23 protein-coding genes and 1 pseudogene are annotated in these 26,781 nt (G+C 44.0%); 11 read left to right on the top strand and 13 right to left on the bottom strand.

The features are described 5' to 3' along the window. Positions 1–158: 158 nt before the first annotated feature. From AB4589_RS09270 to AB4589_RS09260, 3 genes are read right to left on the bottom strand one after another with little or no spacing between them, the layout of a single operon-like run. A complete protein-coding gene (locus tag AB4589_RS09270; protein ID WP_372100221.1) occupies positions 159–1,292 on the bottom strand; it encodes a lipocalin-like domain-containing protein in 1,134 nt (377 codons plus the stop codon). Next, entirely contained in the window at positions 1,292–3,814 is a 2,523-nt protein-coding gene (locus AB4589_RS09265; RefSeq protein ID WP_372100219.1) for an FtsX-like permease family protein, read from the bottom strand. Before AB4589_RS09265 ends, AB4589_RS09270 begins: the two co-directional genes overlap by 1 nt. An 8-nt stretch (positions 3,815–3,822) precedes the next feature. Beyond that, the gene (locus AB4589_RS09260; protein ID WP_372100217.1) at positions 3,823–4,536 is read right to left on the bottom strand and encodes an ABC transporter ATP-binding protein; all 714 of its coding nucleotides are present in this window, start codon (positions 4,534–4,536) and stop codon (positions 3,823–3,825) included. A gap of 731 nt (positions 4,537–5,267) precedes the next feature. Between AB4589_RS09260 and AB4589_RS09255 the strand changes: the two genes are divergently transcribed. The 7 genes from AB4589_RS09255 (at position 5,268) to AB4589_RS09225 (ending at position 10,164) form a co-directional block, all read left to right on the top strand. After that, positions 5,268–5,594 carry a hypothetical protein gene (locus AB4589_RS09255; protein WP_372100215.1) on the top strand — a complete coding sequence of 109 codons (327 nt, stop codon included), beginning with the start codon at positions 5,268–5,270 and terminating at the stop codon, positions 5,592–5,594. Between the two features lie 124 nt (positions 5,595–5,718). Then, positions 5,719–6,042, top strand: a complete 324-nt coding sequence (locus AB4589_RS09250) for a hypothetical protein (RefSeq protein ID WP_102449816.1) — start codon at positions 5,719–5,721, stop codon at positions 6,040–6,042. A gap of 235 nt (positions 6,043–6,277) precedes the next feature. Beyond that, the gene (locus AB4589_RS09245) at positions 6,278–6,502 is read left to right on the top strand and encodes a hypothetical protein (protein WP_102449815.1); all 225 of its coding nucleotides are present in this window, start codon (positions 6,278–6,280) and stop codon (positions 6,500–6,502) included. Then, positions 6,503–6,904, top strand: coding sequence for a BRCT domain-containing protein (locus AB4589_RS09240; protein ID WP_372100212.1), 402 nt, complete (start codon positions 6,503–6,505; stop codon positions 6,902–6,904). A 409-nt stretch (positions 6,905–7,313) separates the two neighbouring features. After that, positions 7,314–8,156 carry an ABC transporter ATP-binding protein gene (locus tag AB4589_RS09235; RefSeq protein WP_372100210.1) on the top strand — a complete coding sequence of 281 codons (843 nt, stop codon included), beginning with the start codon at positions 7,314–7,316 and terminating at the stop codon, positions 8,154–8,156. Continuing rightward, positions 8,153–9,115: an ABC transporter substrate-binding protein gene (locus tag AB4589_RS09230; RefSeq protein ID WP_371709569.1), complete on the top strand. Its 963-nt coding sequence runs from the start codon at positions 8,153–8,155 to the stop codon at positions 9,113–9,115. The genes AB4589_RS09235 and AB4589_RS09230 overlap by 4 nt, the downstream gene beginning before the upstream one ends. A 101-nt stretch (positions 9,116–9,216) precedes the next feature. Beyond that, the gene (locus AB4589_RS09225; protein ID WP_017081412.1) at positions 9,217–10,164 is read left to right on the top strand and encodes an iron ABC transporter permease; all 948 of its coding nucleotides are present in this window, start codon (positions 9,217–9,219) and stop codon (positions 10,162–10,164) included. 19 nt (positions 10,165–10,183) lie between these two features. On the opposite strand, the gene AB4589_RS09220 is transcribed toward AB4589_RS09225, so the two are convergent. Next, positions 10,184–11,173 (bottom strand): zinc-dependent alcohol dehydrogenase family protein, encoded by a 990-nt coding sequence (locus AB4589_RS09220; RefSeq protein ID WP_372100208.1) that lies wholly within the window; start codon positions 11,171–11,173, stop codon positions 10,184–10,186. A gap of 196 nt (positions 11,174–11,369) precedes the next feature. Here AB4589_RS09220 and AB4589_RS09215 point away from each other — a divergent pair, with 196 nt between their 5' ends. Both AB4589_RS09215 and AB4589_RS09210 read left to right on the top strand, forming a co-directional pair. Then, positions 11,370–11,645, top strand: coding sequence for a hypothetical protein (locus AB4589_RS09215; protein WP_009845795.1), 276 nt, complete (start codon positions 11,370–11,372; stop codon positions 11,643–11,645). A gap of 30 nt (positions 11,646–11,675) precedes the next feature. Next, complete coding sequence (locus AB4589_RS09210; protein WP_108152579.1) at positions 11,676–12,887, top strand: radical SAM protein; 1,212 nt, start codon at positions 11,676–11,678, stop codon at positions 12,885–12,887. 146 nt (positions 12,888–13,033) lie between these two features. On the opposite strand, the gene AB4589_RS09205 is transcribed toward AB4589_RS09210, so the two are convergent. Both AB4589_RS09205 and AB4589_RS09200 read right to left on the bottom strand, forming a co-directional pair. Then, a complete protein-coding gene (locus AB4589_RS09205; protein ID WP_371709567.1) occupies positions 13,034–13,375 on the bottom strand; it encodes a hypothetical protein in 342 nt (113 codons plus the stop codon). Between the two features lie 119 nt (positions 13,376–13,494). Continuing rightward, positions 13,495–14,283, bottom strand: coding sequence for a phytanoyl-CoA dioxygenase family protein (locus AB4589_RS09200; RefSeq protein ID WP_372100206.1), 789 nt, complete (start codon positions 14,281–14,283; stop codon positions 13,495–13,497). Positions 14,284–14,867: 584 nt separating this feature from the next. Here AB4589_RS09200 and AB4589_RS09195 point away from each other — a divergent pair. Continuing rightward, positions 14,868–16,055, top strand: a complete 1,188-nt coding sequence (locus AB4589_RS09195) for a GGDEF domain-containing protein (RefSeq protein WP_372100204.1) — start codon at positions 14,868–14,870, stop codon at positions 16,053–16,055. 55 nt (positions 16,056–16,110) lie between these two features. Here AB4589_RS09195 and AB4589_RS09190 read toward each other — a convergent pair whose 3' ends face one another. From AB4589_RS09190 to AB4589_RS09170, 5 genes are all read right to left on the bottom strand, one after another. Continuing rightward, on the bottom strand, positions 16,111–16,356 hold the full coding sequence (locus AB4589_RS09190) for a hypothetical protein (RefSeq protein WP_102489126.1): 246 nt from the start codon (positions 16,354–16,356) through the stop codon (positions 16,111–16,113). Positions 16,357–16,537: 181 nt separating this feature from the next. After that, the gene (locus AB4589_RS09185; RefSeq protein WP_017077345.1) at positions 16,538–17,419 is read right to left on the bottom strand and encodes a DMT family transporter; all 882 of its coding nucleotides are present in this window, start codon (positions 17,417–17,419) and stop codon (positions 16,538–16,540) included. Positions 17,420–17,604: 185 nt separating this feature from the next. Next, the gene (locus AB4589_RS09180; protein WP_102451089.1) at positions 17,605–18,936 is read right to left on the bottom strand and encodes an MFS transporter; all 1,332 of its coding nucleotides are present in this window, start codon (positions 18,934–18,936) and stop codon (positions 17,605–17,607) included. Between the two features lie 217 nt (positions 18,937–19,153). Continuing rightward, on the bottom strand, positions 19,154–20,665 hold the full coding sequence (locus AB4589_RS09175; protein WP_371709565.1) for a DUF1214 domain-containing protein: 1,512 nt from the start codon (positions 20,663–20,665) through the stop codon (positions 19,154–19,156). Positions 20,666–20,770: 105 nt separating this feature from the next. After that, complete coding sequence (locus AB4589_RS09170) at positions 20,771–21,559, bottom strand: hypothetical protein (RefSeq protein ID WP_017088340.1); 789 nt, start codon at positions 21,557–21,559, stop codon at positions 20,771–20,773. A 130-nt stretch (positions 21,560–21,689) separates the two neighbouring features. Between AB4589_RS09170 and AB4589_RS09165 the strand changes: the two are divergent. Then, positions 21,690–22,615: pseudogene (locus tag AB4589_RS09165) on the top strand (LysR family transcriptional regulator). A gap of 43 nt (positions 22,616–22,658) precedes the next feature. Here the strand turns inward: AB4589_RS09165 and AB4589_RS09160 are convergent. Beyond that, the gene (locus AB4589_RS09160) at positions 22,659–25,316 is read right to left on the bottom strand and encodes a response regulator (protein WP_372100200.1); all 2,658 of its coding nucleotides are present in this window, start codon (positions 25,314–25,316) and stop codon (positions 22,659–22,661) included. Next, on the bottom strand, positions 25,313–26,500 hold the full coding sequence (gene luxM, locus AB4589_RS09155; RefSeq protein WP_372100199.1) for an acyl-homoserine-lactone synthase LuxM: 1,188 nt from the start codon (positions 26,498–26,500) through the stop codon (positions 25,313–25,315). Before luxM ends, AB4589_RS09160 begins: the two co-directional genes overlap by 4 nt. Between the last annotated feature and the right edge of the window lie 281 nt (positions 26,501–26,781).

Below are 26,781 nucleotides of genomic sequence, written 5' to 3'. Positions count from 1 at the left end.
ATCGTTGTATTTGAAATAGGGGTTGTATTGCGATGGGGTTCACGTTTTCCCTCGACAAAACAATGAATTAAGTCGAGATCTACAAAGTTATATCCACGGTAGTAAAATTTTCGGTATAGCAAAAGCTTTGGATCGTAATGGTGTTCGTGCCGGTATGCTTAGTACCCAGTCAACTCCATATAGCCCGTACCAGAGTGTGTTCCTTCAATAACGATTGGCCCTTCCCAATAGGGTACAGACAGTGGCATTTTTGCTTCTGGATTGAGTGCCGAGACGGTCAGTTCGATTTGTTGAGTTGGAATCGAAACTTGCCATTCTGTTGGATAATCGCGTCCGTCGATTTCCGTTTGATTAATAGCGGTTAGGGTTATCTCTTGTTGTGAAATGGCAATGCCGGATCCGTCTTGCTGCATTAATCTTGCGTTAGCATAACTGGCTTCGCCTGTTGTTGAATTTCGTAGTTGGAACATGACCAAGCTGGTTTCATCACTCAGCCTTAGCGCAAACCAATCCCAGCCTTGTTGTGAGTCGAGTAAAAACTGCGAGCTCCATTCTCGGTCTATCCAACCTTTGCCGGAAACCTGATGCGTCACACCATCAATCATCACGTTACCCGATACACTAATGAATGGTTGGCTGTAGTAGTAGGAAGCCACTTTGCCATCTCTACTTTTAGTGCTGTAGCCTTGTTCGCCTTGCTTTTGATATGGCGCGTTGTTGGTTAACTTAAGCGAATATCCAAATTGATCCGAGTTAGCGACCAATGTAGCTGGGAACAGGTCATCGGTCGTCGACGTCCATTGCCAATCATCGAGATAGACCCGAAACGGTGAAGCGCTTACACCCGCCAGTTCAGCTTGGTCACGTGACCATTTTTCATCGGCATAGTGTTTGTTTTTAGTGGTGACAGCGCTGTGTGCCATGTAAATTTGCTGACTTTGCCACGTAGTTTCCTTGGTGCTATTGCCACTTTCCTGTGGTGCAGCCGCAAAGCGAAACTGTGTCCATTGCACGCCTAACGTATTGCCTTCTTCATCAATCAAGTTTGCGGTTAAATACCACCATTCATGACGAAAATCAGGGTGTGCTTGATGGTCGGCAGGGAAGGTGATCTCCACGCCTTTTACTACCGGTGTGAATTGATCAGTCTCTTTTTGTGTTTCATCATCGGTTTGTGTTTCTGCACCAAGTATCGAACCCATATTTTGAGCTGATGGTTGCGTGGACTCCTCGCATCCTAAAAAGAATAAGGGGGTAAATGTGAGAACGAAAACTCTCATTGATCGATTCATCACAACACCTCACTTTGCAAACTGGATACCACGGGTTTACTGACCAAACGCCACAGTGGAATCAAGGTCGCAAACATAGCCACTAGAATGGTGATGGCTGCGATGCTGAGTGCGTCACTCCAATTCCATACATAATTTAAGCTCCAACCAAAGGCGCGCAGGGTAACGATGTCGGTTAGTACGTAGCCGACCATAGCCCCGAGCGGTATGGCGATAACCAGAGTGAAGGCGACCAGAACAACGATTTGCCCGACCACCATCGCCATCAATTTTTTCTGACTTACACCGAGCGCATACAGCCTTGCAATGGCGGCTTTGCGTGCATCGAGCAACATGAAACAGGCGCAGAACAACCCTATCACCGCCACCATTAAAGTGACGCCATTAAGCGCCCGAGTGATGGCAAAGGTTTGTGAGAAGATATCTAAAGCGATCGATTTGATCTGCGCTTGATCGTAAAGCTGACTTGGGTGCAGATTGAGTTGTTGGCGTAGCTGTTCGTACACCACTTGTGGGTCGCCAGAGACTTTGATTCCCAAGCTGGTGGGTAAGTCAGTAAACCCGCTTTCGAGCCATAAATTAGGTGCAAGTAACACTTCGCCATTCGGTGAGCCGTAATCGTGGAAAATCGCCCCGACGATGAGTGTTTTGTCTTGGATAGCGTCGAGCTTGAGTTGGTTTCCAAGGGACAAGCCGAGCTTCACCGCAGTGGGTTCACTGATCGCCACGAATTCACCTTGGTAAAAGCGCGTCCAGAAATCATCAAGGTGGGATTGAAATACCATGGTTTGCTCAAGTGTGTCTTTGTCTTTGGTGCCGAGCAAAATAGGTAAGCCCTGCAAGTTATCGTCGACATAATATTGCTTATAAACGGTTTCAACATTTTCAAACTGCTCTAACGCACGTTCCACATTCGCGATTTCACCTTGGGCAGGGCTAACGTAAATGTCTGCGTGTAAGCGCTGTTCAAGCCATTGCTTTAACGTGGATTCAAAGCTGCCGACTAAGGTATTCATTCCGATATTGGCGGTGACGGCGAGAAGCAACGCCATCATGGCGAGGGAGAAAGGGGAGATAAGTTCACGCAGCTCAGCGAACAGATATTGTATTAACCCCGATTGGGTGCGTTTTTCGCTCCAGTTCGCTAGCACGCTGAGTGTTTTGGGCAAATACAAAGGAATCGACACCACTAACACACCGAGCCATGCCATGGTGAAGCGATGATGTTCGCTCAGCCATAACCCTGCTAACGCGACAATGGTTAATACTGACCCTATAACAAACAGCTGATTTTCGTTAGACGCTTCCGGCGCTTGATAGAAACCGCCATGGGAAGAGAGGGGTTGTCGCACTCGCTGTTTAAAGTGCTGCCAACACGCGACAAGCGTGAGTAGCAGTGCCTGCACTAACCATTGCCACTGCCATGTGCCGGGAAGCAGTGTCGCACCATAAAGTTGCTCAAGCGTTATCGCGACGGTTGGATGTAGCCAATGGCTGAGTTGAATGCCGAAAATGAAACCAAGCGACGAGCCCACTGTGACTAAGAGAGTCAGCTCGACTAACAGAGCTGAAAATACGATGCTTGGCGCAATGCCGGCTTGTTGAATTTGCACCAACAGCCGATTACGTTTCAGCAAACTGTACTTCACACCGTTGTAAGCGATGAACAGGCCAACCAAAAACGCCAACAAACTCATGGCGGTGAGATTGAGGTGAAAGCTATCGGTAATTGAACCGAGATCCGTACTTTGGTTGTTGGATATCCATTGCCCTTGCTCGCCAATAAGGCTTTGCCATTTATTCTGAGTATTGCTGTTAGTGTCGCTCTTGGTGTCAAAAATAGCGATATAGCTCAGTTGCCCTTGCTTGTTAAGCAGTTGCTGAGCGAACCCAATATCCATCAACATTCGGCTACCTAGCTGCCATTCATCTGGTAGCACTACCACTTGAGTGAGCACTTCATCCAAAGTGAGTACGTCTACTTCTCCCAAGCTCTGGTGTTGTGATTGGCTCATCATCACAATGGGTTCACCCGCTAAGAGTTGCGGCAAAGGTAAGGCATTGTCGAACAGGGAAATGTTTGGTTCTTTGGCTTGAGTATTGCTTTTTTCGTCGACGCGAGAGTGGCGAGCTCTTGAAGTGAGGGCGGCGATCAACTCACTTCCTTGAACTGACCAGCGTCGGCCTTGTTCGTCTCTTACTCGCCCTTCAATTACAGGTAGCGCAGCGCTTAATCCACTTTGTCTTAAGCTGAAGTAGAGCGATTCCGGCAAATAGTTTTGCCCTGCTGGTGGAATGATAAGGTTCTGCGCTTGAGCGCTAAGTTGCTCGGTCGATTCTGCATAACTGCGCTTGGCATTGAGGTTGATGGCTTGCACTGCGACAAACAAGGTGACCGCTAACACAATGCCGATCAGAATCGCTGCGGCTTGCAATGGTGATTGACGATAGTGCGCCGCGAATAGATTCAGAGTCAGTTTGGTATGGGTGAGCTGGTTCTGAGCGAAGCCAGTTTGCTTCATTGAATGACTCACAACGTTGCTGCTCTTGGGGTTAGATCTGCGTTCCTTAAACAACCATCGTCTAACACCAATTTTGTCTGCATAAAGCTGGCGCATTCTGGGCTGTGCGTAACCAAAAGTACGGCAGTGTTGCCTTGTGTGGTGATTTCACTCAGCAACTTCATCACCTCAATGCCTGCCTTGTGGTCGAGGTTGCCTGTGGGTTCGTCGGCAAGCAATAGCTTAGGTTTATGGGCTAGCGCACGCGCTATTGCGACTCGTTGTTGCTGACCGCCAGAGAGTGCGGATACGTGTCTTTCGAGTAGCTCACTGATGCCCAATGCATCAACTAAATAATCGCACCAGTCGCTCCATTTCTGTTGATTTAAATGGAGAGGAAACGCGATGTTTTGTTTTACGTTGAGTGGCGTTAATAAGTTGAACTGTTGAAAGATAACGCCTAGTTTTTGATGGCGGAATCGGCTCCACTGTGGATCTTTCCAATCTGATGTGTTCTCGCCATCGAGCCACAATTCTCCACCAGATAGTTCGCCACCGGATAGAGGTTCAAACCCCGCAATGATATTCAGCAGAGTACTTTTCCCACTGCCACTCGCCCCAGTCAAAGCCACGCTTGCCCCTGTCGCCAAAGCGAAGTCGACATTGTCCAACACGTGATGGGTATCGTTGCCATCAACAAAGCTTTTGCTGGCATGTGTGAGTGTGACAATTGGGCTTTCCATTTCTTCTCCTTAGAACCAAAAACATAACCAAAAATGACAATCTAAACGTGTCGTTTCTGTTGAACTACCGCAATGGCAACCTCTATAAAACTGTAGACAACAATTTCAAACAATAGAGCGATTTATATCGAATTATTAATAACTTGTACTTCGAAAAGAGGGAAATAGATCAGTGTGAGGAGGAATACAGGTGTTAGTGGGAGCTTAGAGTCACCTAGGAGGCTTTTGGGTTTTTCGTCAGATGGTTCGTGACCACGTTTATGAGCAAAAAATCATAGCTCAACTTATTAAACGTTTTATTTAAGAAAGTGGGGAGGTTAGTGCTTGTCCTCTAGCTTGCTTTTGCCCCATTATTGGTTTCGCTAAAAAGTCCACAATCACAGTCGATTATTTTTTGACCTAACAGAGCTAATCTGAAACCCAAACTCATAAAGAACTAAAAATGGGTATCAGAGTGCAGTTCTTAGTTCAAAGAAACTCAATGAATTTTGCTCTACAAACCACTCTTAAAGCGTCACAAACTTACAAGGCGTTATGGAAGCATATCGCCTTGATCAAGTGTCCCAAATTTTCGCTAAGAGCGTTTGAGGGGCTCCGAGGCGTATTTTTGGTAGCTAACTCGCCTGTTTTACATAATAGGAATAATAAACACCAAACATTTTGAGTAAAAACGAGAACTTTAAATTTCTGTTATGGTGTCAATTCATTTATCCGAACTTTAGGGCTGCTAGATGGAAATTTTATCAAAATATAACGATGATGCTATTCGTTTGCTTGATCGTCGATTACAACATGCAACGATAGATTATCGAGATGAGCTTCCATGCTCTACATGTGAAATTGTGGAAATGTATACCTACGCTCGTGATTTCTTACGAATGAATTCAGGAGATGAAATGCTACGCTTATATGCCGAATCTGTTTTCTATTCATGCGTTCGATTTGTTCGAAGTGTTTGCTTAGGTGAAAGCGCAAGAAAGATTGAGTTTTCAGACCAACAGTATCCTCAGACTCTTTACCCTGAAGAACAGTACAATTGTGCAAAAAAAGAACTATAAATTACTAATTGAAAAATATGAAGAATGGATAGAATGACGTCTTCGACTATAGGCCTTTAAACTGCATGATTTAACGCCACTTATTACGAACCTATTTTTAAGAATGATTTCATGAGGAACAAAAATGAATACAAAATTTAGAAATGAAGGTTCACACCTGAAGCATTTAGAGTGCAGTGAATATAGCCCCTTATTACTTTCAGCCTGCCTTAGTTCGCATGATTACAATGATGCTTTAAAAGTTTTAAAGCATCAGGGGCTAAATCTTAACAATGTTAAAATACATGAAGAATTTAAAGTCATGGAAAATGATAAGTTGGAATTATTTGGCCATCAATTTGTGGGGGAGTATTTAGCCTATTGTGGTGGAGAAAATGCAATGAGTGAGTATTTAGAAAAAATAGGAATGATCGTTTTAGAACTTCAAGCCAGAGATAGAATTTCCTAACCCCCGTTGTGCGTAGGTGGTCGATTTACCATAACGACACTTAGTGCGAACCCAGATTTAGATACAAAATCGGCTCCCAATAGGGAGCCGTTCTTCGTTGTAGGTGCGCGATTGAACATAATAGGAATAATAACCACCAGATTTTTAGCTAAAAACTCGAACTTTAAATCTCTGTTATGATATCGATTTAGTGCTTTTCGTTAAGCCATTTTTTGATTAAAAGGGAGTTGTGTCTATGAAGTTTAAAGTAATTAGTACATTGAGTAATGAGAATGATATTGAGTTAGATGTGGTTCCTAGGATTGGTGAGTCTGTCGAGGGATGTGAGGTATTAGGTGTAAACTACCTTACTGATTCTGATTATGTAGCTGAACTTAAACTCAAAACAATTCCTGATACGGTTCCATATACACCCATAGGTCAACCAGTAAGTAGTAGAACGAAAAAAATAGGTAATTAAATGGCTAGTAAAAAACCAACAATGATATTGCTATCTAAAACAGATTTAACTCAAAAAGAAGTTGAGCAATTATCAGATTCTGATGCATGGGCACTGATTTACTCGCTTAGAGCTAAAAAAGTTAAGGACGAGCGTCTACAAGTTTGTTTTACAGGTTTTGGAGTTTCTGAAAAGGAAAGCTTAATCGAACTGGCATCACAGCATAATTTTAATGTCGTAAAGTCTGTGACGAAAAAACTGGACTTTTTAGTCGGCGGGATTAGCGCAGGTCCCCAAAAAATTGAAAAAGCTGAGTTGCAAGGGGTTCAGTTTTTAACAGCAGATCAATTTTCCACTTTAGTTACGACTGGTGAAATTGAGCATCTTTATTGTGACCCAATAGGTCTCAAGGCTGCAATTTAACGTAACGTAACGTAACGTAACGTAACTTAGTGCACCTAAACCAATACTTTTGCTAGTGCGATGCTACTCATCGCACTAGCTCTTCACAAGTAGATTTGACATACCCCTAGTTATTGATGGTTTTCTAATTTAGCAAAAGCACTGGCAAGGTTTTGTCCAGCTATGAGTTAGCCTTCTTCGCTCTCGTTTCGCTCTCGTTTCGCTCTCGTTTCGCTCTCGTTTCAATCCTCGATTTCTGTAATCCAACTTTCTAAGCGAATCACTTTTCTTAAACACGACTGTCTTTATTCAAGGTGATTGGATATCCCGCCATTCCCATTACTTCTTAGCGCGGTCTTAATATTTCTATTATTAACCATGCCTTTAATTTATTGTTATGTTATAACGTAACAATAAATGCTATTTTTGGATGTTCGGTGGGAAATTGAATAAACCTGTATTGTCTGTGCGCGGGCTCTGCGCTAATGGCTTGGCTAACTGGAGAGCCGTCTCCGACGTGACATTTGATGTGAACGACGGTGAATGCGTTGCCATCATTGGGCCTAATGGAAGTGGAAAGTCCAGTTTGCTGAAAGGCATTACAGGCGAATACAAAACCGTCGCGGGTGAGTTGATGTTGTCTGGCATTGCACTTGGAAGCCTTGAGCGGAAGCAGATAGCCAAGCAAGTCGCGGTGGTTACTCAACATGAGCATGTTGATCCTCGTTTGAGTGTTGCTGAGTATGTTGGCTTAGGCCGTACTCCCCATACGTTTTGTTGTAGCGCCAAAGAGCACAAACGAGCGGTTCAGCAGGCGATGCAAGATGTTGGGCTGATTCACAAAAGCCAGCGGTGCTTTGGTGAGCTATCCGGTGGTGAACAGCAACGTGCAAGTATTGCTCGCGCCTTTGCACAAGAGCCGAGGCTTTTACTCTTAGATGAACCCACAAACCACCTTGATCCTCTCGCTCGCCTTGAACTTCTGAGCCTAATTAAACAGCGCGGCATTGCATCTGTTGTGGTGCTGCATGATTTACCTTTGGTAGCGCCATTCGCCGACAAAGTCTTGTTGATGTCACACCAAAAGATGGTGGCGTTCTCAGCCCCAGAGACGGTGATGCAAGACCGATACATGATCCCTGTTTTTGGATTGCGCGTTCTCACGTTCAATCATCCTAATCTATGCAGCACCATCCATCATTTTGAAGCTGCATCAACTTACTCAACTCACTTAACTCTCTCTAATCACTCTTTAATAGGAGCAGCCCAATGAAGTGGCCTGTAATTTCCAGTCTTTTGTTTCTTTTACCTTTCTCTTTTGCGCATGCGACAAGCACTCAATACCCAGTGACGGTTGATAACTGTGGGAGCCCACTGACCATTGAAAAGCGGCCCTCGCGTGTGGTTGTACACGACATCAATATGACCGAGATGGCGTTTGCTCTTGGTCTTCAAAAGGAGATGGTGGGCGTTACGGGCATTACTGGGTGGTACAAGATGTCGAGTTCGTTTGAAGAACGTTTAGGTGATATTCCTGAGCTCGCACCTAAGTATCCTTCATTAGAAACATTGATTGCTGCTGATGCTGACTTCTTTTTCGCTGGCTGGAATTATGGAATGAAAGTGGGCGGTGAAGTGACGCCTCAAACACTGAAGCCATACGGGATTGATACCTTGGTACTTTCTGAAAGCTGTATTCATACCCAGAGTCAAAAGGAAGGCGCGACAATGGATCTGCTTTATGGCGACATGCAAAAGCTAGGCGTTATTTTCGACAAGCAAGCAGAAGCCGAGGCTTTGGTAAGCAGCTGGAAAGAGAGAGTTGAAAAAGTAGCAGAAAAGCAGAAAGCATCAGGTAAGCCGAGTCCAAAAGTGTTCTTGTTTGATTCGGGTGAAGATAAGCCTTTCACCGCCGGTAAGTACGGAATGCCAAACGCAATGATTGAAGCTGCTGGTGGCCAAAATATCACTGGCAACATGGAAGCAAGCTGGGCAAGAACATCTTGGGAGAATGTCGCTCGTGAAAACCCAGATGTGATTATCCTTCTTGATTACCAATCGGCGAGTGGTGCCGATTCGTTGCAACGTTTCCTCGAAGCCCATCCGTTAATGAAATACACCAATGCACTCACTTCTGGTCGTTATGTCAAACTGCGTTATGAGCAACTCACCCCTGGGCCTGCCAATATCGATGCCATTGAGAAACTTGCAGAGGCGTTCGTTTCTGAGTGATCGGGAAGGTTGTTATATGAAATCTTGTTATTGATAAGAGTAGTAGTCCGTTGATTTTATTTGATAAATATCGGGCAGCATGGCTAACAGGTATCATTGCCATGCTGCTCGCCTTCATGATGAGTTTACAATTTGGCTCAGTCCCTTTGTCTTTTAAGGAAGTGATTGTAGGGCTGAGCTCTTTCACTGATCCAACGCCGGATATGACCAGTCGAATACTGATCGATCTAAGGTTACCTAGAGCATTGTTAGCGGTTATCGCGGGTGCAGGGCTGGCGATGGTTGGGGCGTTGCTTCAAACCTCGACACGAAATGATCTGGCGGATCCGTTTCTGTTTGGCTTGTCATCTGGCGCGTCTGCTGGTGCGGTGTTGGTGATCACCAAAGTGGGAGATGCTCTGGGTGTTTGGTCACTGCCACTGGCTGCATTCTCGGGTGGTATTGTTTCGGCGACGGCCGTTCTGATTCTGTTTTCGATGCAGAAGAAAAAGGGCAATGACAACTTGATCTTGTGTGGTTTGGCGATCTCATTTCTATTCGGAGCCATCACGAGTTTTTTGATTTATTCAGGCGACCAGAGAGCGGCGAGTTCGATTTTGTTCTGGACGATGGGAGGCTTAGGGCTCGCGCGTTGGGATAATTTGATTTTTGCCTTGGCGGGCGTGTTGTGTCTTATCGCGTTAATTTTCAAACGTTACCGAGAGCTTGATACTTTGTTAGTGAGTGAACAGACGACAAGCTCACTGGGGATCAACGTACACCGCCTACAAAGCGAGATTTTTCTCTGTTGTGCGTTTTGCACAGCGTCGATTGTATCGATGACCGGAGTGGTCGGTTTTATTGGGTTGATGGTTCCCCACTTAGTACGACCATTTTCAGGTGTCACTCACAAGCGAGCTCTGCCTTTGGTTGCCTTGTGGGGCGCGGTACTTTTACTGTTTGGGGATGTGATTAGCCGAACCATATTAGCGCCACAAGAACTGCCAGTAGGTATTGTGACAGCAGCTCTTGGCGGGTTATTCGTTCTGTATCTTGTTTGGCGTAAATAGTGTGCTCAATTCCACCAAACTACGCAGGCAGCAAGATGATCTTGCCGTTCAAGCGCGTGGTTTTCGATTCAATGAGATCAATTGCGGTTTGAACTTCATCGAATGGCAGGTAGCGGTCGACGTCGAGCTGTATGTCGTTTGTGATGAAGTGATCTAGCATGGTTGTGAATTTATCACGGCGCACATCTTTGCCTTCAGCCTCTTCCCAATAACGTAAGAAGAAGGTGCTGAAATCGATGCTTTGGCTTTTCGCGTGCTCAAAAAAACGTGGCTCGTAAAAATCCAGTGACAGCGTGCCATAGTTGATAAAACGCCCATTGTTGCTAAGGGTGTGAATAAGATCGGTTCCGGGTGAGCCACCAATCGCATCAAAGGCAACGGTCGGCATAGGCAAGCCTAACGCCTTAATTTGAGAAACTAAATCATCATTTGCATCTAACACCCAACTTGAAATGGTCGGGTATTGTTTCGGTTGTGATGTAACGACAATGATTTTGAAGCCGAGTGATTCTGATAATTGAGAGAATATCTTACCGATGGCTGAGCTGCCCGCGTTGATGATCAATACATCTTCTTGGGTCAGCTTAGCTACTTCTGTCGTCAACACCCATGCAGTGAGCGCATTAATGTACAACTGACAGGCGTAGCCATTTTCTAGGTGCTGAGGAATTTGGAACAAGTCATCTGGTGATACATCGACATAGTTCTGCCATGTTCCACTGGTTGCTACGAGCACTCGCTGATTCGTTGCAAACTCAGCATGGCTGGACTCTACAACCCTTCCTACTGCTTCAAATCCCGGCACTCTCGGCGGCTGGTGGCTGTGTTTGTACTGCCCAACACCATAAATCGACAACAGATCACTAGGGTTGATGTTAGTCGCTTCAATTTGTACGCGAACTTTATCTTTGTCTAGTGCCCCTAAAGCGACATGTTCTAACTTGAGAGATTCTTTTGGCTGACCGAAACGAAACTGGCTAATTCGGGTATTTTGCTTAGTGTCAGTCATGGTTCGGGCACCTTTATGGGTTATGAGTGTTGCATCGATTTTAATTGTAGCGTGTTCATAAACAATCTTGGGTCGCTAATATTGCTCAACATCGATGTTGTTGGCAATCGATTGTTCAAACTGAAATTAGTTAACCAAAAGTTGACCAACACCTATTTACAATGATTCCTAGTTTAATAACTAGGAGTTAAGAAAGATGAACGTGCCTGAAGTAATGTCTAAGTGGAAAACATTGCTGGCTCTGACCATGGCCTTGTTTGCTCTTAAGTTTCATCTACTTCTGATTTGGGGGCTATTTTGTTGGTTTTGGGGATGGGAAAATCTTCGCGCAAAAGAAGCCTTCTTTGTTGAACGTATTGAGCTAAAAGAACATCCAGTTTTGTTTACCTTAATCATCATCAGTTGGTTTGTGATGGGAGGGGTATATTTCTATATGGACAATAGAGTCTTTGAGTTTTTTAGTTCTTTGTAGCTAAGCAAAAGTGAATAATTAGGAAACGTTATGAAAATCTATTTAATTAAAGCGTCTGCTGGCAGCGATTACTCAAAATACAAAGCCTCTACGGGGGGACCTCCACAAAACATCTTTGCCGCCGCTGCTGCGACACCAAAGTGGTACAAGTTAGATATGGTTGATGAGACCATAGGTGCAAAAGCCGACCTTTATAATGATGCTGATTTGGTGGTGATATTTATGTCGACTCCAGATGCTTATCGGGCTTACGAGCTAGCTTCTAAATATAAGAAAAAAGGCAAAACAGTCATACTCGGGGGGTTACATACTCAGTTTAACCCTTCAGAAGCGGCAGTATATGCGGATTGTTTGGCGATGGGAGAAGTTGAGAACTACTGGGTTCAGTTACTCCGTGACGCAGAGTTTGGTTCGCTACAGCCTATTTATGAAAGCTCCGAGCCTGTCGATCTCAGTATGCTCAATCCATACCCAACAAATATCATCAATCCTGAAGCGTACAATTATACATGGTCAGTAGTTGTGACAAGAGGTTGCCCATTTAAATGTAACTTCTGTTTAGTGCCAAGGTTCTTTGATAAATTCCAGAAAAGGCCAATCGAAAATATCGTCAGCGAGTTAGCGGATCTCAAGACATTAGGTATTGAGTGGGTTGAGTTACACTCCGACAATCTCACTCATGACCGTGAATATGCTTTGGCACTATTTAAGGCCATTGAGCCGCTTAACATGAGCTTCTATGGGGAAACGACAGTCTTGATTGCTCGTGACACCGAATTGCTTAGTGCTGCGGTGAAGTCAGGGTTCAAAGCTGTATTATTAGGCATAGAAACGCCATCTGAAGAGGCTTTAAAGGCTCAGAAAAAAGGCTTTGTGAAACCATCTAAAATGAAAGAGTACATCGCTGAGATAAGATCTCATGGTATTGAAGTATGGGGAGATTTTTTGTTCGGTTTTGATGAACATGACACTTCTATCTTCAAACAAACGCAGAAGTTCGTCGAAGATATCAAGGTTGATAAGGTGATCCCGCACTACATGATTCCGTTTCCCGGTTCGGAGTCTTTTAGTCAGCTAGAGCGAGAAGGACGACTTCTTACTAAAGATTGGTCCAAGTACGATGGTAGCCATCCGGTTTATCAGCCAAGTCGTATGAGCGTTGAAGAGCTAGAGGAAGGCTTGTATTGGATTTGGAGAAAGAATGCGAGCTTGAAAGAACGAGTTGTTGCCTGGTTCAATTAAAATTTGTTCTGGATACATGGAATGAAAATCGCGAAGGCTCATAAATAAGTTTTACTATTCGGAATGCCTGACTGAGTCAGTACACTTTAAAGGCTCCATGTGGAGCCTTTGCATCAAGTCTTTGACGTAGCGGTGAAACCCCGCGATCAAAAGCCATAGCTTTGTTTGATTGGATCGCAGACTAGTTTATATTTAGCATCCGCAGCTTCTTTCCCAGCAAGTTCTAACATCGCTTCTGAATAACCCATTGCAGTGCCGAACTCTTCCATTATATAAGGATCTTCTTTGACACTCACTGTGCGATCTTTCGATAGCTCGACAATAAACTTAGCGTAATCTTGGTCTTTATCTAAGCCTGCAGCCCAACCAAAGCAGTGCGCAGCATCTTGTTTAGGGAATTCGTTAAAATCTTCACCATTCACTTCGGCTAAAGCAGCACCCGAAACAAATGCTGTAAGTAGTGACATGCTAGTAATTAATTTTTTCATATTGCTTATCTCGAATATTGAATATGAAGCTATCTTATTGCGAGCGCTATGAAATAAATGTGAACATATTTGTTATTGTTTTCAAGTCATGTGACTTTTGATGTAACTGTTTTCATCGTTTACGAGCAAAGCATCGATTTTAAGTGTAGCGTGTTCATAAACAATCTTGGGTCGGTAATATTGCTCAGCATGGCTGGAGTCGGTAAACAATCGTCATCAACGTAGTCGACATAGTCTGCCGCCGAATCGAAGATCAAAATATCCAAAGCCAAACGATCCAAGCCATATCGGCCTCGGTGGATCATATCCGCTGAAAAAACCAATAAGTCACCGGCGGCTAATGGTATCTGCTTACCACCAGAGATGTCATCGCTGCTCACTTTGCCGTTTTCTTCTTGGCGAACATTGTACTCTTCTTCGTTATCCCAACGTTTGTGCGTGCCGGGGATAAGCTCCATACCGGGCTCATCAAAAAGGGGGGCTCGCAGATGCAATACTTGGGTTTCCATGATGACTTTCATTTGGTCATCAACGTCGTAGTCGTATTGACAGTCACGATGCCAGAAGTCTTTTTGTTGCGGATTTACCGGGTTGAAGAATAGCTGTGTATTCATGAATGCTGGTTTGTTTGGAATCACCGCATCAACCACGTCCATCACTTGCTTCGAGCTGATGAAGTCGAAAAGCACGCTTCTATCGTCGGCGAGCAAATATTCGCTTCCCGTAATTAAAGACGAGTTAAATGCTTCTTCTTTATAGAATTCTTCGTTGTCTGCTTTCCATGATTCATGGAATTTCAGCACGACTTTTCTAAGCGATGCAATTTGAGCTTCATCGAAATAATTTCTGATAACAAAGTAACCATGTTCGTCGTAACGGTCACTTAATTGTTGGCTGTTTTCTACCACTGACTACCTTCGTTCATTCTTTGCTGTGTAATAACTAGGGGCTGTTGACCTTTCCGTGGTTAAGTTTTGTTCGGATGGGGACGCCTAGTCAAAATCGTTTTAGGCGCGGCGAAGAGTATGTAGCCTAGTCATTCTAAGCAAATATTCTTCAACAAAGCATAAAACGATTTTAGCTGAACCCTTCGGGCAGCTCTTGTGGTTCATTTCTACTGCGTTATCGGCTTTTCATGTAGGCCAGCTACACGTCAAAGCCTCTTCCTTGTATAAATTTCCCACAAGATGCTGCAAAACCCAGCTCGAAAGGTCAACAGCCCCTAGAGATTTCTTGGGCGCATAATGCCAGACAGTCGCCATTCAACCAAGTAACGAGTGCAGAAGCCTGTAGATTCCGTGATGCTATGAAGCCATGTGTGGACGAGTTTTACATGCCTATCCAGATCATGTACTCATGCGACAAGAATCTCTGCATATGTGATCTATCCCTTATTTTATAAAATACAAAGATTCATATAGTGAATGTTTCTTTGGTTTGTATGATTATTAACCATGTTGTGATTTGGTTTGCGTATGGAAGATAGAAAATCATGGATGGTTTTTCGCTGGATATGAGAACACTTAATTTTATTATTATTTTGTTCTCTTTCATTTACTGTATTGGCTTATTGTTATTTCAATTCACTCAACAGCCAATTAAAGGGCTTTCAATCTTTTCCATTTCAATATTTGTTATCGGAACTGGGCCGTTGATGTTGAGCCTAAGAGGGGAGTTCCCTGATTGGATCACCGTTATTGGTGCCAATATGGTCATTGCGCTTGGTTTTCATCTCGCCTTGTATAGCTTATGTCTGTTTCGAAAATACTCTCTCAAATGCACCTACCTCAGTAGTCTAATGATGTTGGCTCTTTTGCCATGTTTTATTTACTTCACGTTCTATGAGCCTTCCATAAAGGCTCGAATTATCCTCATTAGTTTATATCTGGCTTTTGTGACTCTTTGCACTGCCTTTGCGGTATTAAAGGGCCGGCGTGATGACTTGACTCTAGGTATTCGGATGATGGTCTTGTCATTTACGATATATGGCGGGTTTATGGTTTTTCGAGTTGTGGTGACACTATTTTCCGCTGAGCTCCAGGATTTCATGGCGGCCACTCTCATTCATCAACTTGCCTTTTTAGTGAGCATCGTTCTTATTGTGTCGATGAGCTTTACAATGCTTTGGCTGATTAACGCAAGGTTGCTTAGTTCTATTCACGAGCTCTCCTACAGCGATCCTCTAACGGTACTGGGAAACCGCAGAGCATTAGATGAGATGGTTCCAGTTATCATGAAGCAGGCGGAAACTGCGCCTGTCAGTGCCATTATGATGGATATTGATAATTTTAAGTCGATCAATGACCAACACGGACACATTGTAGGTGACCTCGTGATCAAGTCTTTTGCTGAAATGGTTCAAAGTGCGATAAAAACATCGCCTAAAGCCAGTGCGTTTCGTTTTGGCGGAGACGAGATAATGATTTTATTGCCTAATGTCGATTTCCAACAAGCTCAGGTTATTGCCTGCAAGTTACGATTGTCTATTTCAGAGGTATCAGCAGTACAAGAACATGAGATGTTTCTGACATCGAGTTTTGGTGTTGCTCAGCTTCACCCGCATGAGAGTTGGAATGGGTTTATTAGCCGAGCCGACAAAGCGTTATATCAAGCGAAAACAAACGGTCGCAATATGACTTCAATTTGTCCTAGTCATATTAACCAACTCGCCACTGCTTGATGATGACAGATCTCTAAGTGTTAGTTTGATGCGATCCACTGTTTTGACACGGCCATTATATTGTTGGCTGTGGCGCTGAGTCTGTTTTTTGGCTTTGCGTTAACTTCTGAGGGGGAGTAGCTTCAGTTTCTTCTGCAGACGTAAAATGCTTATCTGTTAGCGTCACGGTCATTGCTTCATGTTTCACTGTTATGGTTGCCGTTTCTGACTGGGCTTGGTTTGTAGTCACAGGTTCAGCGAATGCCATCATTGAGGTTGTAAAAATGATTGTTGCTAGTGCGATTTGAGCGAGTGTTTTCATTGGGCTGTATCCTATTGGGTAAGAGGGAATTACTAATAGCTGATACGTGCACTATAAAAATTATCTGGAGGTCGTTCTTATCATTTTATGCCACCGTAAAAATTATACGGTGGATGAATGTTTTGCTTGGCATGATTTGCCCGTTCTTATTTGCTAACGCCCAAGCATGACGACGTTCAACTTACTGCCACATCACCAAGACCGCTGCGATAGAAAGCAAAATGAGCGCAAGAATGTCTTTGCGCGCGATGCTTTGCCCTAACCAGAAGTAGGATATTAACACCATGAAGATCACTTCGACTTGCCCAAGCGTCTTTACGTACGGCACGGCTTGAAGCGACATCGCGCTAAACCAACCCAGGGAACCGATAACACTCGCTAAGCTTGTCATGATGACCAGTTTAGATTTCTTGAATATCTGGCGCAGCGTGTCTCGCTCTCTGAAAAAGAGATACGTACAGATAATGCATGTCTGAAGAGTTATCACCAGAAACAGCACCCAAGCAGCGCTGTGAGGGAAGGGCAGCCCTATGCTCAAGCTTGCTTCACGTACCCAAAGAGACGTTAAAGCAAAAGCGGTACTACACGCCATACCTAACAAAAATACTTTCGGAGACAAGCTTCGCCAACCAGAAGAACTACTCATGATTAGTACGCCTAACGTGCCAATAAGCACGCCGACCCAACCTGTTAGTGTCAAAGCAGTACCAAAAAACAATACGGATAACACAGCAGATACGGGGGCTTCACACTTGGCTAAGCCTGCTCCTATCGCATAGTTTTCGAGCTTAAATAACATCACCATTAAACCCGTCGCGAGGATCTGCATAATGGCTGCTGCAATAATGTAGAAAACAAACTCACCCGAAAAATCAGGTGTGGATACTGGCTTCCATTGATAGAGGGCGCACAGATAAATTAAGGCGATTGGGCCTGCCCAGATAAAACGCGCCAGCGTCACACCAGCAACACTCATGGTGCCACTTAACTTGCTTTGAAAGGCATTGCGCCAAGATTGGCTGAAGGCTGCGAGAAGAGTAAAGGCTATCCAACTAAATGACATGACGCTTCCGTGTGTTATATAAAATTATGATTATATTAACAAATTTAACCAATAGAAGAAGGGGCTTGTTTGTTTATTGAGCGTCTATTTTCAGGCGATAGTCTATTTGGGTAAATCAAAACTTTGTGCGAGTTAACCTTTGAAGGGGCAGCTCATTGAACTTCAACACAATATAGCTAGCCGCCTCAAAAAATGGGCTCTTTTCGGTTCTTGAAATAGAACAGTGCGCTTATCGAAATGAACAGTAAGGTGAAGTAATAGAAAAACGAAGACAGTGAGGCCAAGAAGGCAAGGTTCTGTTCTATCTCTTGTTCGGTGTAGCCCTGAGACACCAACTTATAGTAGTAAGCGTACAAGATACCGATCAGGCCGTATCCGAGGTTAAACATCAGCCCTTTAAAGCTGAGAACCGTGGCTCTGTTGTGTGATTCGGTCTTTTTATTCAGGTGGTAGCTGATGAAAATGTTCATCGTCATGATGATAAAGATTAATACCAGTGCCGGAATGACTCCGTAAATCGACCAACCTAAACTGATCCAGTAATAAGTCGCCATGCTTGCCAATCCCATAACTACAATGAAGGTTTTAGCCTCCATACTCTCTGCCAATCTTCGGCTTTGTCCTGCCAATATAATCTTAAGCAAGCTGATACCCGCACCAATAAAACCAAAGTAGATAATTGGAATATCAATGGCCAGATAGTATTGGCTGTTCATGGTTAGGAACATGCGTGAGGTGTGTTCGAATAGGCTGTAGTAGAGCAAGATGAACAGCACGTAAGGCGTAGCAAATACCCACTTACCCGCATCGATCGTCAATTTAAGACTTGAGATGGTGGTTGCCAATTTGGTTTGGTCGCTTGGCATCACCTTTTTCTCTTCGCGCATATTAATCGCGGCATAGATAGCGATCATCGCTACAAATAGGGTGGCGAACACAGGAATACGCATCAGATCTTTAGTGCTTTCTGGTTCGGCTAGTCCAAGGAAATGAAAGATGTTCGTCATAAAATTCACGTCGTACATCGCCGCACCAATTAGTGTGACAAAGATACCGACGGTTGAGGCGACACGAAGCTGAATTTGCAGCACTCGCGGCCACAACTCTTCATTGCCTTGTTCTTTTAAGGTGTCGTAAGCCAATGCCTCGTCAGCACCGCTGGCCAGTGCCATCGCTAAGCCACTGAGAATCCGGTTAATTAGAAAGACTATGAATACCAAGTCGGGGTTTCCGGTTGGTACTAGCGCTATCATGGCGATCTCAACAAACATCACAATCGAAGACAGCACCACCAGTTTCTTGCGGCCTAAGGTATCGGCGAATGCACCCGACGGTACTTCAGCAAGCACAATGGTGGCCGCCCAAACTACATTGAGCATCGCGAATTGAGACAGGGTTAACCCGTAATCTAAATAAAGTAGGGTGAATATAGGGTAGTAAAAACGCGCAAAGTAGCTGCTTCTAAACATTAAGAAGTAGCGGACATTGGGAATGTTAAGGATCTCTTTGAGCGTCATGATAATTTCAGTAATTTAGATAACACATTATTATGTATAACCCTTTTACTCTTTTAAATCATGGAATTGTTTCAAGAATCAGAAAAACAACTAGTTGAGTTTATTTCGCAGCGCCTTTGAAGGCTAGAAAGGTAGCAGGATTAAAAAGAGGAGCGCTGAGGCTCCTCTTTTATCGTAGGCCGCAGTGAACTTTATCGTTAGTACATAGACTTAACGGTTAGTCCACACGCTTGAAGTTAGGCAACAAGGTTTCTGGCTGCTGCGCTACAAACGCTTTACTTGGTGAGTATGCACGGAAGTAAACAAACCAGTTTTCGTCTTCTCGGGTTTGCACCCAGTTAGCTTCGTTCACACCTGTTGGCTTAGTTGGCGAGAAGTGGAAAGTGTAATTGCCTTGTGCGTCTTTGACCGTTCCTTCGATGTTTGAGCCCACATCGGCACGCTCAATGTCGTTGTCGATAATGGCGCGGTTCTCAACGTTATAAACAGTGATGGTCCAGAATAAATCGGCGAAATTTACATCTCCATCTAGCGTCAAAGTATAGTGGTTACTGCCATTTAGCCCTTTGCCATTGTCGTCACGGTAGTTGTCTAGGTAGATCTGTCCCCAACCGCCGTTCTCAAATCCATGCATTGCAATGTCGTTAGTGACGGCTTCATAAAACCAAGCTGCACGTCCATCGAGGTCCATACCATAGTGACGGTCTTGGTTTGGTGTTGAAGCCGTTGCGATTTCCCACGAATTCCCTTCTTTGCCATAAGCCGCGTGTGGTAGACGTTCAGTCTTGTTGAAATCGATGTTTTTAACCATAGCTTCACCCATGATTACAGCTTGTTCTAAGATGTCACGCTGCTGAGCTGATGGAGTAAATGCTTTGCCTTTTTCAATACCTAGTGGGCGTAACATGTCGTGCATCATGCGGTCGCGCTCTGCTACAGGTTCGGCTTGGATCGCTTCATTCAAGGTCTCCCAAAATGCCATACCACGTGGGTGCTTAGCATCGTCACCACGTTCAGGGAAGTTCACGCCTTTGCTACTGAGCGGCTTGCCGTTAAGGTCAGTAATTTTTAATGCTTCTAAGTCTTTCATACGTTGCTGATCTGACTTAGCCATTAAGCGAACACCCAAGAAAACATTATTGGTATCAGACTCAAATACTTTTGCGCCTTTTGGCAGGTTACTCGGCGTTTCAGAACCTTTCGCTTTTACCACGTAGACGCCCGGCTCAGTCATCTGAGAAATACCGATTTGCCACATGGTGTGTACCGCGCCACGCAGTTCATTTGTGGGAATTTCTATAACAACGGGCTCTTTCTCTACGTTAAACCAAGTAATCGCGTAAGGCGTAGAGGTATTGTAAGTTAAACCTCCTAGCTTAGATTCATGAGACTCAACATAAGTAATTTGACCATCCTCTGCCCCCATGTCGGCATAGGCTTGTTTCCATGCGTAGTTTGACACCAAAGGCACGGACCAAATGTAAGCTTGTGACGCGCGTTGATAGTCCATCAGTTCAAACAGTTTTGCAGAGCTTTCTTGTGTTGGAATGCCATGAAGAAAGTCGGTTTCGAAAGTAAAGTCACCTGCACGCGTTTGGATCGTTTCTGTCGCATCACCGCTGCCTGCTATCGTTGTGGCTGAAAACAAGGCTCTTACAGAAACTAGCATGGCAGCTGAGCGTAATGGGCAAGTGAAACTACCAACAAAGGCTTTAGATATCATATTCATAATGTGTCCTCAAAACTCAAAATTATTCGTCAAAACGGGAATGGCTCGTCGAACAGAAATCATTGGTTCAAACTGAAAGAGCTCATCCAAGCAGAAAGTGACTGCTTAAAACTGATAGTTAAATTCGATGCGGTGATCACCGTCTTCGATACTGGTGTTTTCTGTCCAATTTGCAAAATAACGAACGTTCGCCCTTGGGTTAATCTGGTAGCTCGCAGCAAACTCATGTGCGAGTACAGAATCACTGCCCTCGAATCCATAATCTTTGAACGTTGATGAACCAGACATCGTGCCTAAATACATAGGGTTATAGTTCAACCAAATCTTGTCGGTAAGTTGCATTTTTGCGTACATACCCGCCACGTAGAAAGTGCCGTGCATGTTGTAGCGATCACGAAGTTGATCCGCGTCGAGGTTGCCTCCAGAGCCTTCAACCAACTCCTCACCTGCAGCAACACCAACACCCGCAAGCGGATAGAAGTTAAACATGCCCATTTGTGGAAGAGCCTGTATAAAGCTGTATGACGCACTACCTTGATTACTATCGAAATCCCAAGACATATCGACTTGTGTGCCTCGACCATTGGTTAAGTCTACGCCGAAGTTTCTGAAACGAATCGAATCGATACTGTCATCTGCGCCTCGGTTATTCCAACCAATGGCTTCACCAGCGATGCCTTTGACTTCGAAGACATTCATACCCATGGTCGTATCGCTACCGGTGTCATAGGTTTGCCCGATTTTCAGGTTTAAGCCTTTGTCTGTGTAACCGAAGCCACCTTGTGTATAGACGGCTAACGGATCTGACATATCTTGAATTTCGGCTTCTTCCGCGAAAGTGACACTTGCCAGAAACAAAGGAGTTAGAGAAAGGATTGAACGTTGTAATAACATAGATGCCTCATAAATTTATCTCACAACATCCGTGTACTGCGTGAAGGTGAGGTAACTATACAAAGTGGACATCGTTAAGTTAATTCATATAAACTTAACCATTCGTTAAGTATTGGTTTATGGTTTGGGTATGAAACTGAATAATGTCGATTTGAACTTATTGAAAGTGTTTGTGGTGGTATATCAGGAAAAAGCTTGCGCAAAGCAGCTGAAAAGCTGTTTGTCTCGACACCAGCGGTAAGCCAAAGCGTCAAAAAGCTTAAGGAATCGTTAGGTGAAGAGCTATTTGTTTTGTCCAATAAGCAGTTTCTCCCGACGCCTTATTCTGATGAACTGTATCGACGTGTCTTTCCACTATTGGACGGGTTGGTCACGGCGATAGAAGAGGGTAAACAGTTTACTCCTGCCGAACTAAGCGAAGATTTTAAGATAGAGGCGAACCCGCACCTTTTGCCTTGGTTAACACCCTCTCTGTTTCATCAACTCTCAGATGAAAGTCCACTTTCGAGGTTGATTAGTCATACTAGCTCCCAAGATTCACTGGAAAGACTTAAGAGTGACGAGATTGATTTTGTTATTCACTTTGAAGCTGAAAACCTGCCCGCCGAGATCATTGCTGTGCCTCTCGTGACCCTAAAATTTGTATTGGCAGTAAGAGTCGACCATCCTTTTAAAGAGGATGTAGCACAGATCGATGATTTGTTGTCCTTTCCATTTGCGCATGTTGACCTTGCTTACTTCGATCAAAACAAACACTCGCGATTGGAAGAAGAAGTTTTAAGCCAAGGTAAATCGATTAATATGGCGCTTCGAACGACGTCAGTTGTTGGGTTAATAGAAACGATTAAGCATTCCAACATGATCGCACCCTGCATGCCTCCGGTGATCGAACAGCACAAGGGAGTATTGCGCTCGATTGTGATTGAAGGATTAGAAGAAGATGCAGAGAAAATGGAGGTATTTGCCTATCTTCATAAGAAAAACCAACATTCTGCCAAATACAAGTGGTTACTGGATTTGATCGAAACAGCGATGATTGAGGCCAACCATCAGTGAGTTCTAATCGTTTTTTTTCATTGATTCACTTAACCGTAGTCAGCTATTCATTTTCTGTTTCTTTAGAAGCGTTTGGCGCCCAGCCTTTCTCTAGCCAGTTGTCCAGTAGGTGTTGCAGTGCGTTCAAAGAGGTTGGCTTCTCTAGGCGACCGTCCATCAGTTTTCTGATCATGTCTAGCTCTCGTTGTCCTGATTCACCAGACAAAGCAATAATTGGTGTTTGAGGTGAGCGCGCCTTGATGATCTGGCTTGCGTCAAAGCCATTCATTATCGGCATTTGTACGTCCATTAAGATCAAATCAACTTTGTGTGATCTGAACAGCTCGACAGCATTTTCCCCGTTTTTAGCTTGCAAGCTATTTACGCCAAGTCGGCTCAGGTACATCTGAACAAGCGTGCGTTGCACTTCTTTGTCATCAACAATAAGTACCGTCGGTGCAAGATGGCTTGATGCTGGTTGATTTTCTGCTTGCGTGCGTTCTGTTTGCTTACTTTCTGTTAGCGTACTTGCCGGTTCAGGTTCTATATCACCGCTTGGAGTTTGGCTCTCTGGTTTTACATCAGCTTCGGCTTTATCTTCCGTCGATTGGTTGTGTTTCCAACCGTTGAAATAAGGCGTACGCAGCGTCTCCGCTTTTGGAGCATTGGGTACAATAGGGAAGTAGAGGTGAAACTCAGTAAATTCACCAAGTTTGGAATGGCATTCCACTCTGCCACCAAATGAGCGCATCACTCGTTGGCAATAACCCAGTCCTAAGCCGCTACCACCGCTTTTTTGGAAAGAGAAAAAGTCATCAAAGACCTTATGAACAATGGCTTCGTCAATGCCGGGGCCGGTATCACGAAATGTGAGAACGTTCTCGTAAGATCCTGTTTTGGTGCTGATCTCAATTTGGCTGTCTGGGTAAGAATCAAAGTAATAGATTGCATTGCGTATCAGATTGAAAATGACGAAGTTGAATAGAGTTTCATTTAGTTTTGCCACAAAATCAGCGTGTTGTGGTAAACGAATTCGCTCAATGATCTTCTCGTTCTCAAAGCCATAGTGGCTGACGGCTTGGTCCGCGGCCTTGTGGATAGATGTCATGGTGATTGGTCCATGCTCAGGCGAGCTGTCACTGACTTCTCGTAAGATGATATCAATCAGTTGCCGCCCGCGTTGAATCGCTGCTTGGCCATTCTCAATGTCAGTCAAGATTTGTTGAGTTGGTGCTTGATTATCAATGTGCTGCTTTAACACCTCAAAATGCAGTTGCACTTGAGCGAGTGGGTTACGCATCTCATGAGCGATCGAGTTAGCAAGAGCACGACTTTGGCGAATTCGTCTATCGGCTTCGATGGTGCTTTGTACACGCGTTAACAAGGTTTGCAGTGCAGAGATTTCTTCATTAGAGAACATACGATTGTTGCTTTTGTGCGATGATACTAGCAAGTGTGTGACTGATTTTTTGTGTCCGAATAGTGGCATTACCAACGCGGTGTTGTTCGAACTCATCTTGTCATAAAGAGCTTTTAGCGACCGTTTAGCGAGCGCAGTATCATCTAGCTCTTCAGAAAGCTCATCGAACACTAGAACGGACTCTTTGCTAGATAGGTAATCTTCGTAGAAGGTTTCGTTGTAATTACTGTTAACTAGTCGAAGCTTATCTTCTGGGATTTGCAGTTGGCGACCTAAACGACGCATGGCATCGTCAATCGACAACTTAAAGCCTTCTTCTAATGCGAGTATCTGTTGTACCGGTGTCTTTTTGTTTCTATAGACAAGCAATGAGGAGTAAGGACTTACACGTTTGTAGATTGGACTCCATGTAATGCCGATAATCGCGCAGATGGGTATCGCTAATAGCCATTGGTTACCGTCGGTTAGGGGAATAAATACCGTACAAAAAGGTATCACTAAAATTGCACACACCAGCAGCACATTAAGGCTTATGTATGTAAGGTATTTAAAACTGTAGAAGCGAGAGGTCAGCAGAGCATAGCCTACAAACAACATCTCACTGAGCGACAACGCTGGGGGGAGCCAGGTGAGCGAGAAATCACGTAGGAAATAGGCAACGCCAATGTGAATCGTTGCTGTAGATAGCATGAATACCAAGATACCTGTAATCATGTAGTTGGTTTTGGCTAATGTTAGTTTGCTGCTATTGGCACGCATGGTCACTAGATTAGTCAGTGTAAGGGCAATCAAGCTGATAACCCCAATGAAAAAGTAGGGTGTATGCGGGCCAAACTCGATCACGAATTGGCTTGGAGCCGTAATGGTGACATCTTCTACCGTTAACCCTGGGGTCAAATTGATATAGAAAGAGTAGCCCGTCATGCTCGCGAGAATAGTTTGTTGCCACCTATGGATTTTACCACTGCGGTTTTCGGCTGCGAGCTGACACGAGAAGTAATACGCAAAGGCAAAAGCAAGGAAAGAGCTGAGGTTGGCCAACTTTGCTGCGAATATGGCTGCTGTGGTGCCAAGTCCTGGCAACAAGCCAGTGTGGAAGTAGGCATTACTGCTGATCCACGTAATAATACAGATGGAATATGTGATGTAAGGTACATGGTGTGTCCCCACTATCGCTTCGTTCTTTTGTTTAAGGCGATAGCAATAGTAGAACAGCCACATTACAACAACAGCGACCGTTGCAAGCAGAGTGATGGCTTTAGCATAGAATATCGCCTCTAGCCCAAGATCAAACGTCTTCATATTATTTGCCACGCTGTATTTTTATTTTCACGGAGGCACCGTCTATAGTCTCGAAAGTTGACATGATTGAATGCCTTCAACATCAGTTCAATATTCCATAACCCGCGGTAAGTCAGTAAGTTCGTTTCGTTCAAGTCACAAGACCCTAGCGGCAAGTATGCTTGTGGTTCGATAGCCTTGTAAAAATCGAGTATCAAAGGTTGATCTATAATGGTGAAACCAATTTTATAGCCCGCTTGATGTAACAAGTTGAGCATCTCTTTTTGAGCAAGATAAAGGAAGTAGACTTTTTGTTGAATATTTCCACTCACGGTTAGGCGTAGAATTTCACATACAGCTTGTATTTCGGCTAATTGTAATTGGAACTTATTATCGAACTCTGGAATAGAGTCACACTTTGATAGGGCCGGCGGAGTAAAAATATGTAGCTCTGCAAGTCCTTCATAGCCACGTCTGGATAAACTGTACTTCCATTTGTCGTTACAGAAAGGGGGGGCGTAGCTTAGCCAAGTTTCATATTTTGACCAATCTTGAATTAGGGCTGAAGAGACTAGGGTTGGAAAGGCTTCATCTGTTGGGTGTTTGAGTAGAATAAAGTGCTTACCTGTTTGTGATAAGTGGAGTAAAGGTAGCATCTCATACCACTTCTCACCTTTAATAAAAACCTCAAGGTTGCTTAAAGCAATAGCATCGCTGATTGGTAGTCCTTGAGGGCGAGTTGGCGTTTGTACTATGAGTTGACTATTTTCTATTTGGTCAATGATCACACCATAGTAAGCACTATCTTTAATGGGTAGATCCATAGGATAAAGGGCATGGGTGCTTAATGGTAATTTTGCTTTGATTGCGGAAATTTCACATTCACACCAAAAGTCCAACCAATGTATATAGCATTGCCCTACAGCTTCCTCTAAGAGAGCAACCTCTGTGGATAAGGTATTTGGATAGCGCTGAATCAGATCGCGGTAGTCCATCACTTCAAACATTACTGAGTCGCTTTTTGCTTGATGTTCAGGGAAAAGCAATTCTAATTGGTTTCGACGATATTCTGTCACGGTTTTGAAAAGAGCTGTGCGCTGTTGTGGTTGATAAGTGTGGAGTACGAGTTCAACCAGTGCGTGTTGTTTTTTTTCGATAGGCAGGCTGCTAGCCAACAGTGAACCTAAAGACGACATTAATTCCATGTAGTGAACCGCCTAAGTTTATCTAATTATTTTTATGTGACTTGTACCCGTTTATGATAGATGTATCTATGGCTGATGTTTGAGAGTAGTTACTTTATAAAGTTGTCCTAACTTTTTGTGCGTTTAGTTTCTCAAAAACAAGCTGCATTTAAAGTGGGAGTTTACTACTTGTACTAATCCTAAACAACATGGTTTCGCCATTTTTCAATCAATTCATGAACCCCTAAATTAGTGTATTCTCAAATACTTACTTGTCTGCTTATTGTCCGGCTTTGGTTTTC

This window comes from Vibrio sp. 10N.222.49.A3, assembly GCF_041475145.1.
In the GTDB taxonomy this organism is placed as follows: Bacteria; Pseudomonadota; Gammaproteobacteria; order Enterobacterales; family Vibrionaceae; genus Vibrio; species Vibrio tasmaniensis_A.
The sequence above is the reverse complement of the archived record's forward strand: the minus strand, read 5'-3'. Positions and strand labels throughout refer to the sequence as shown.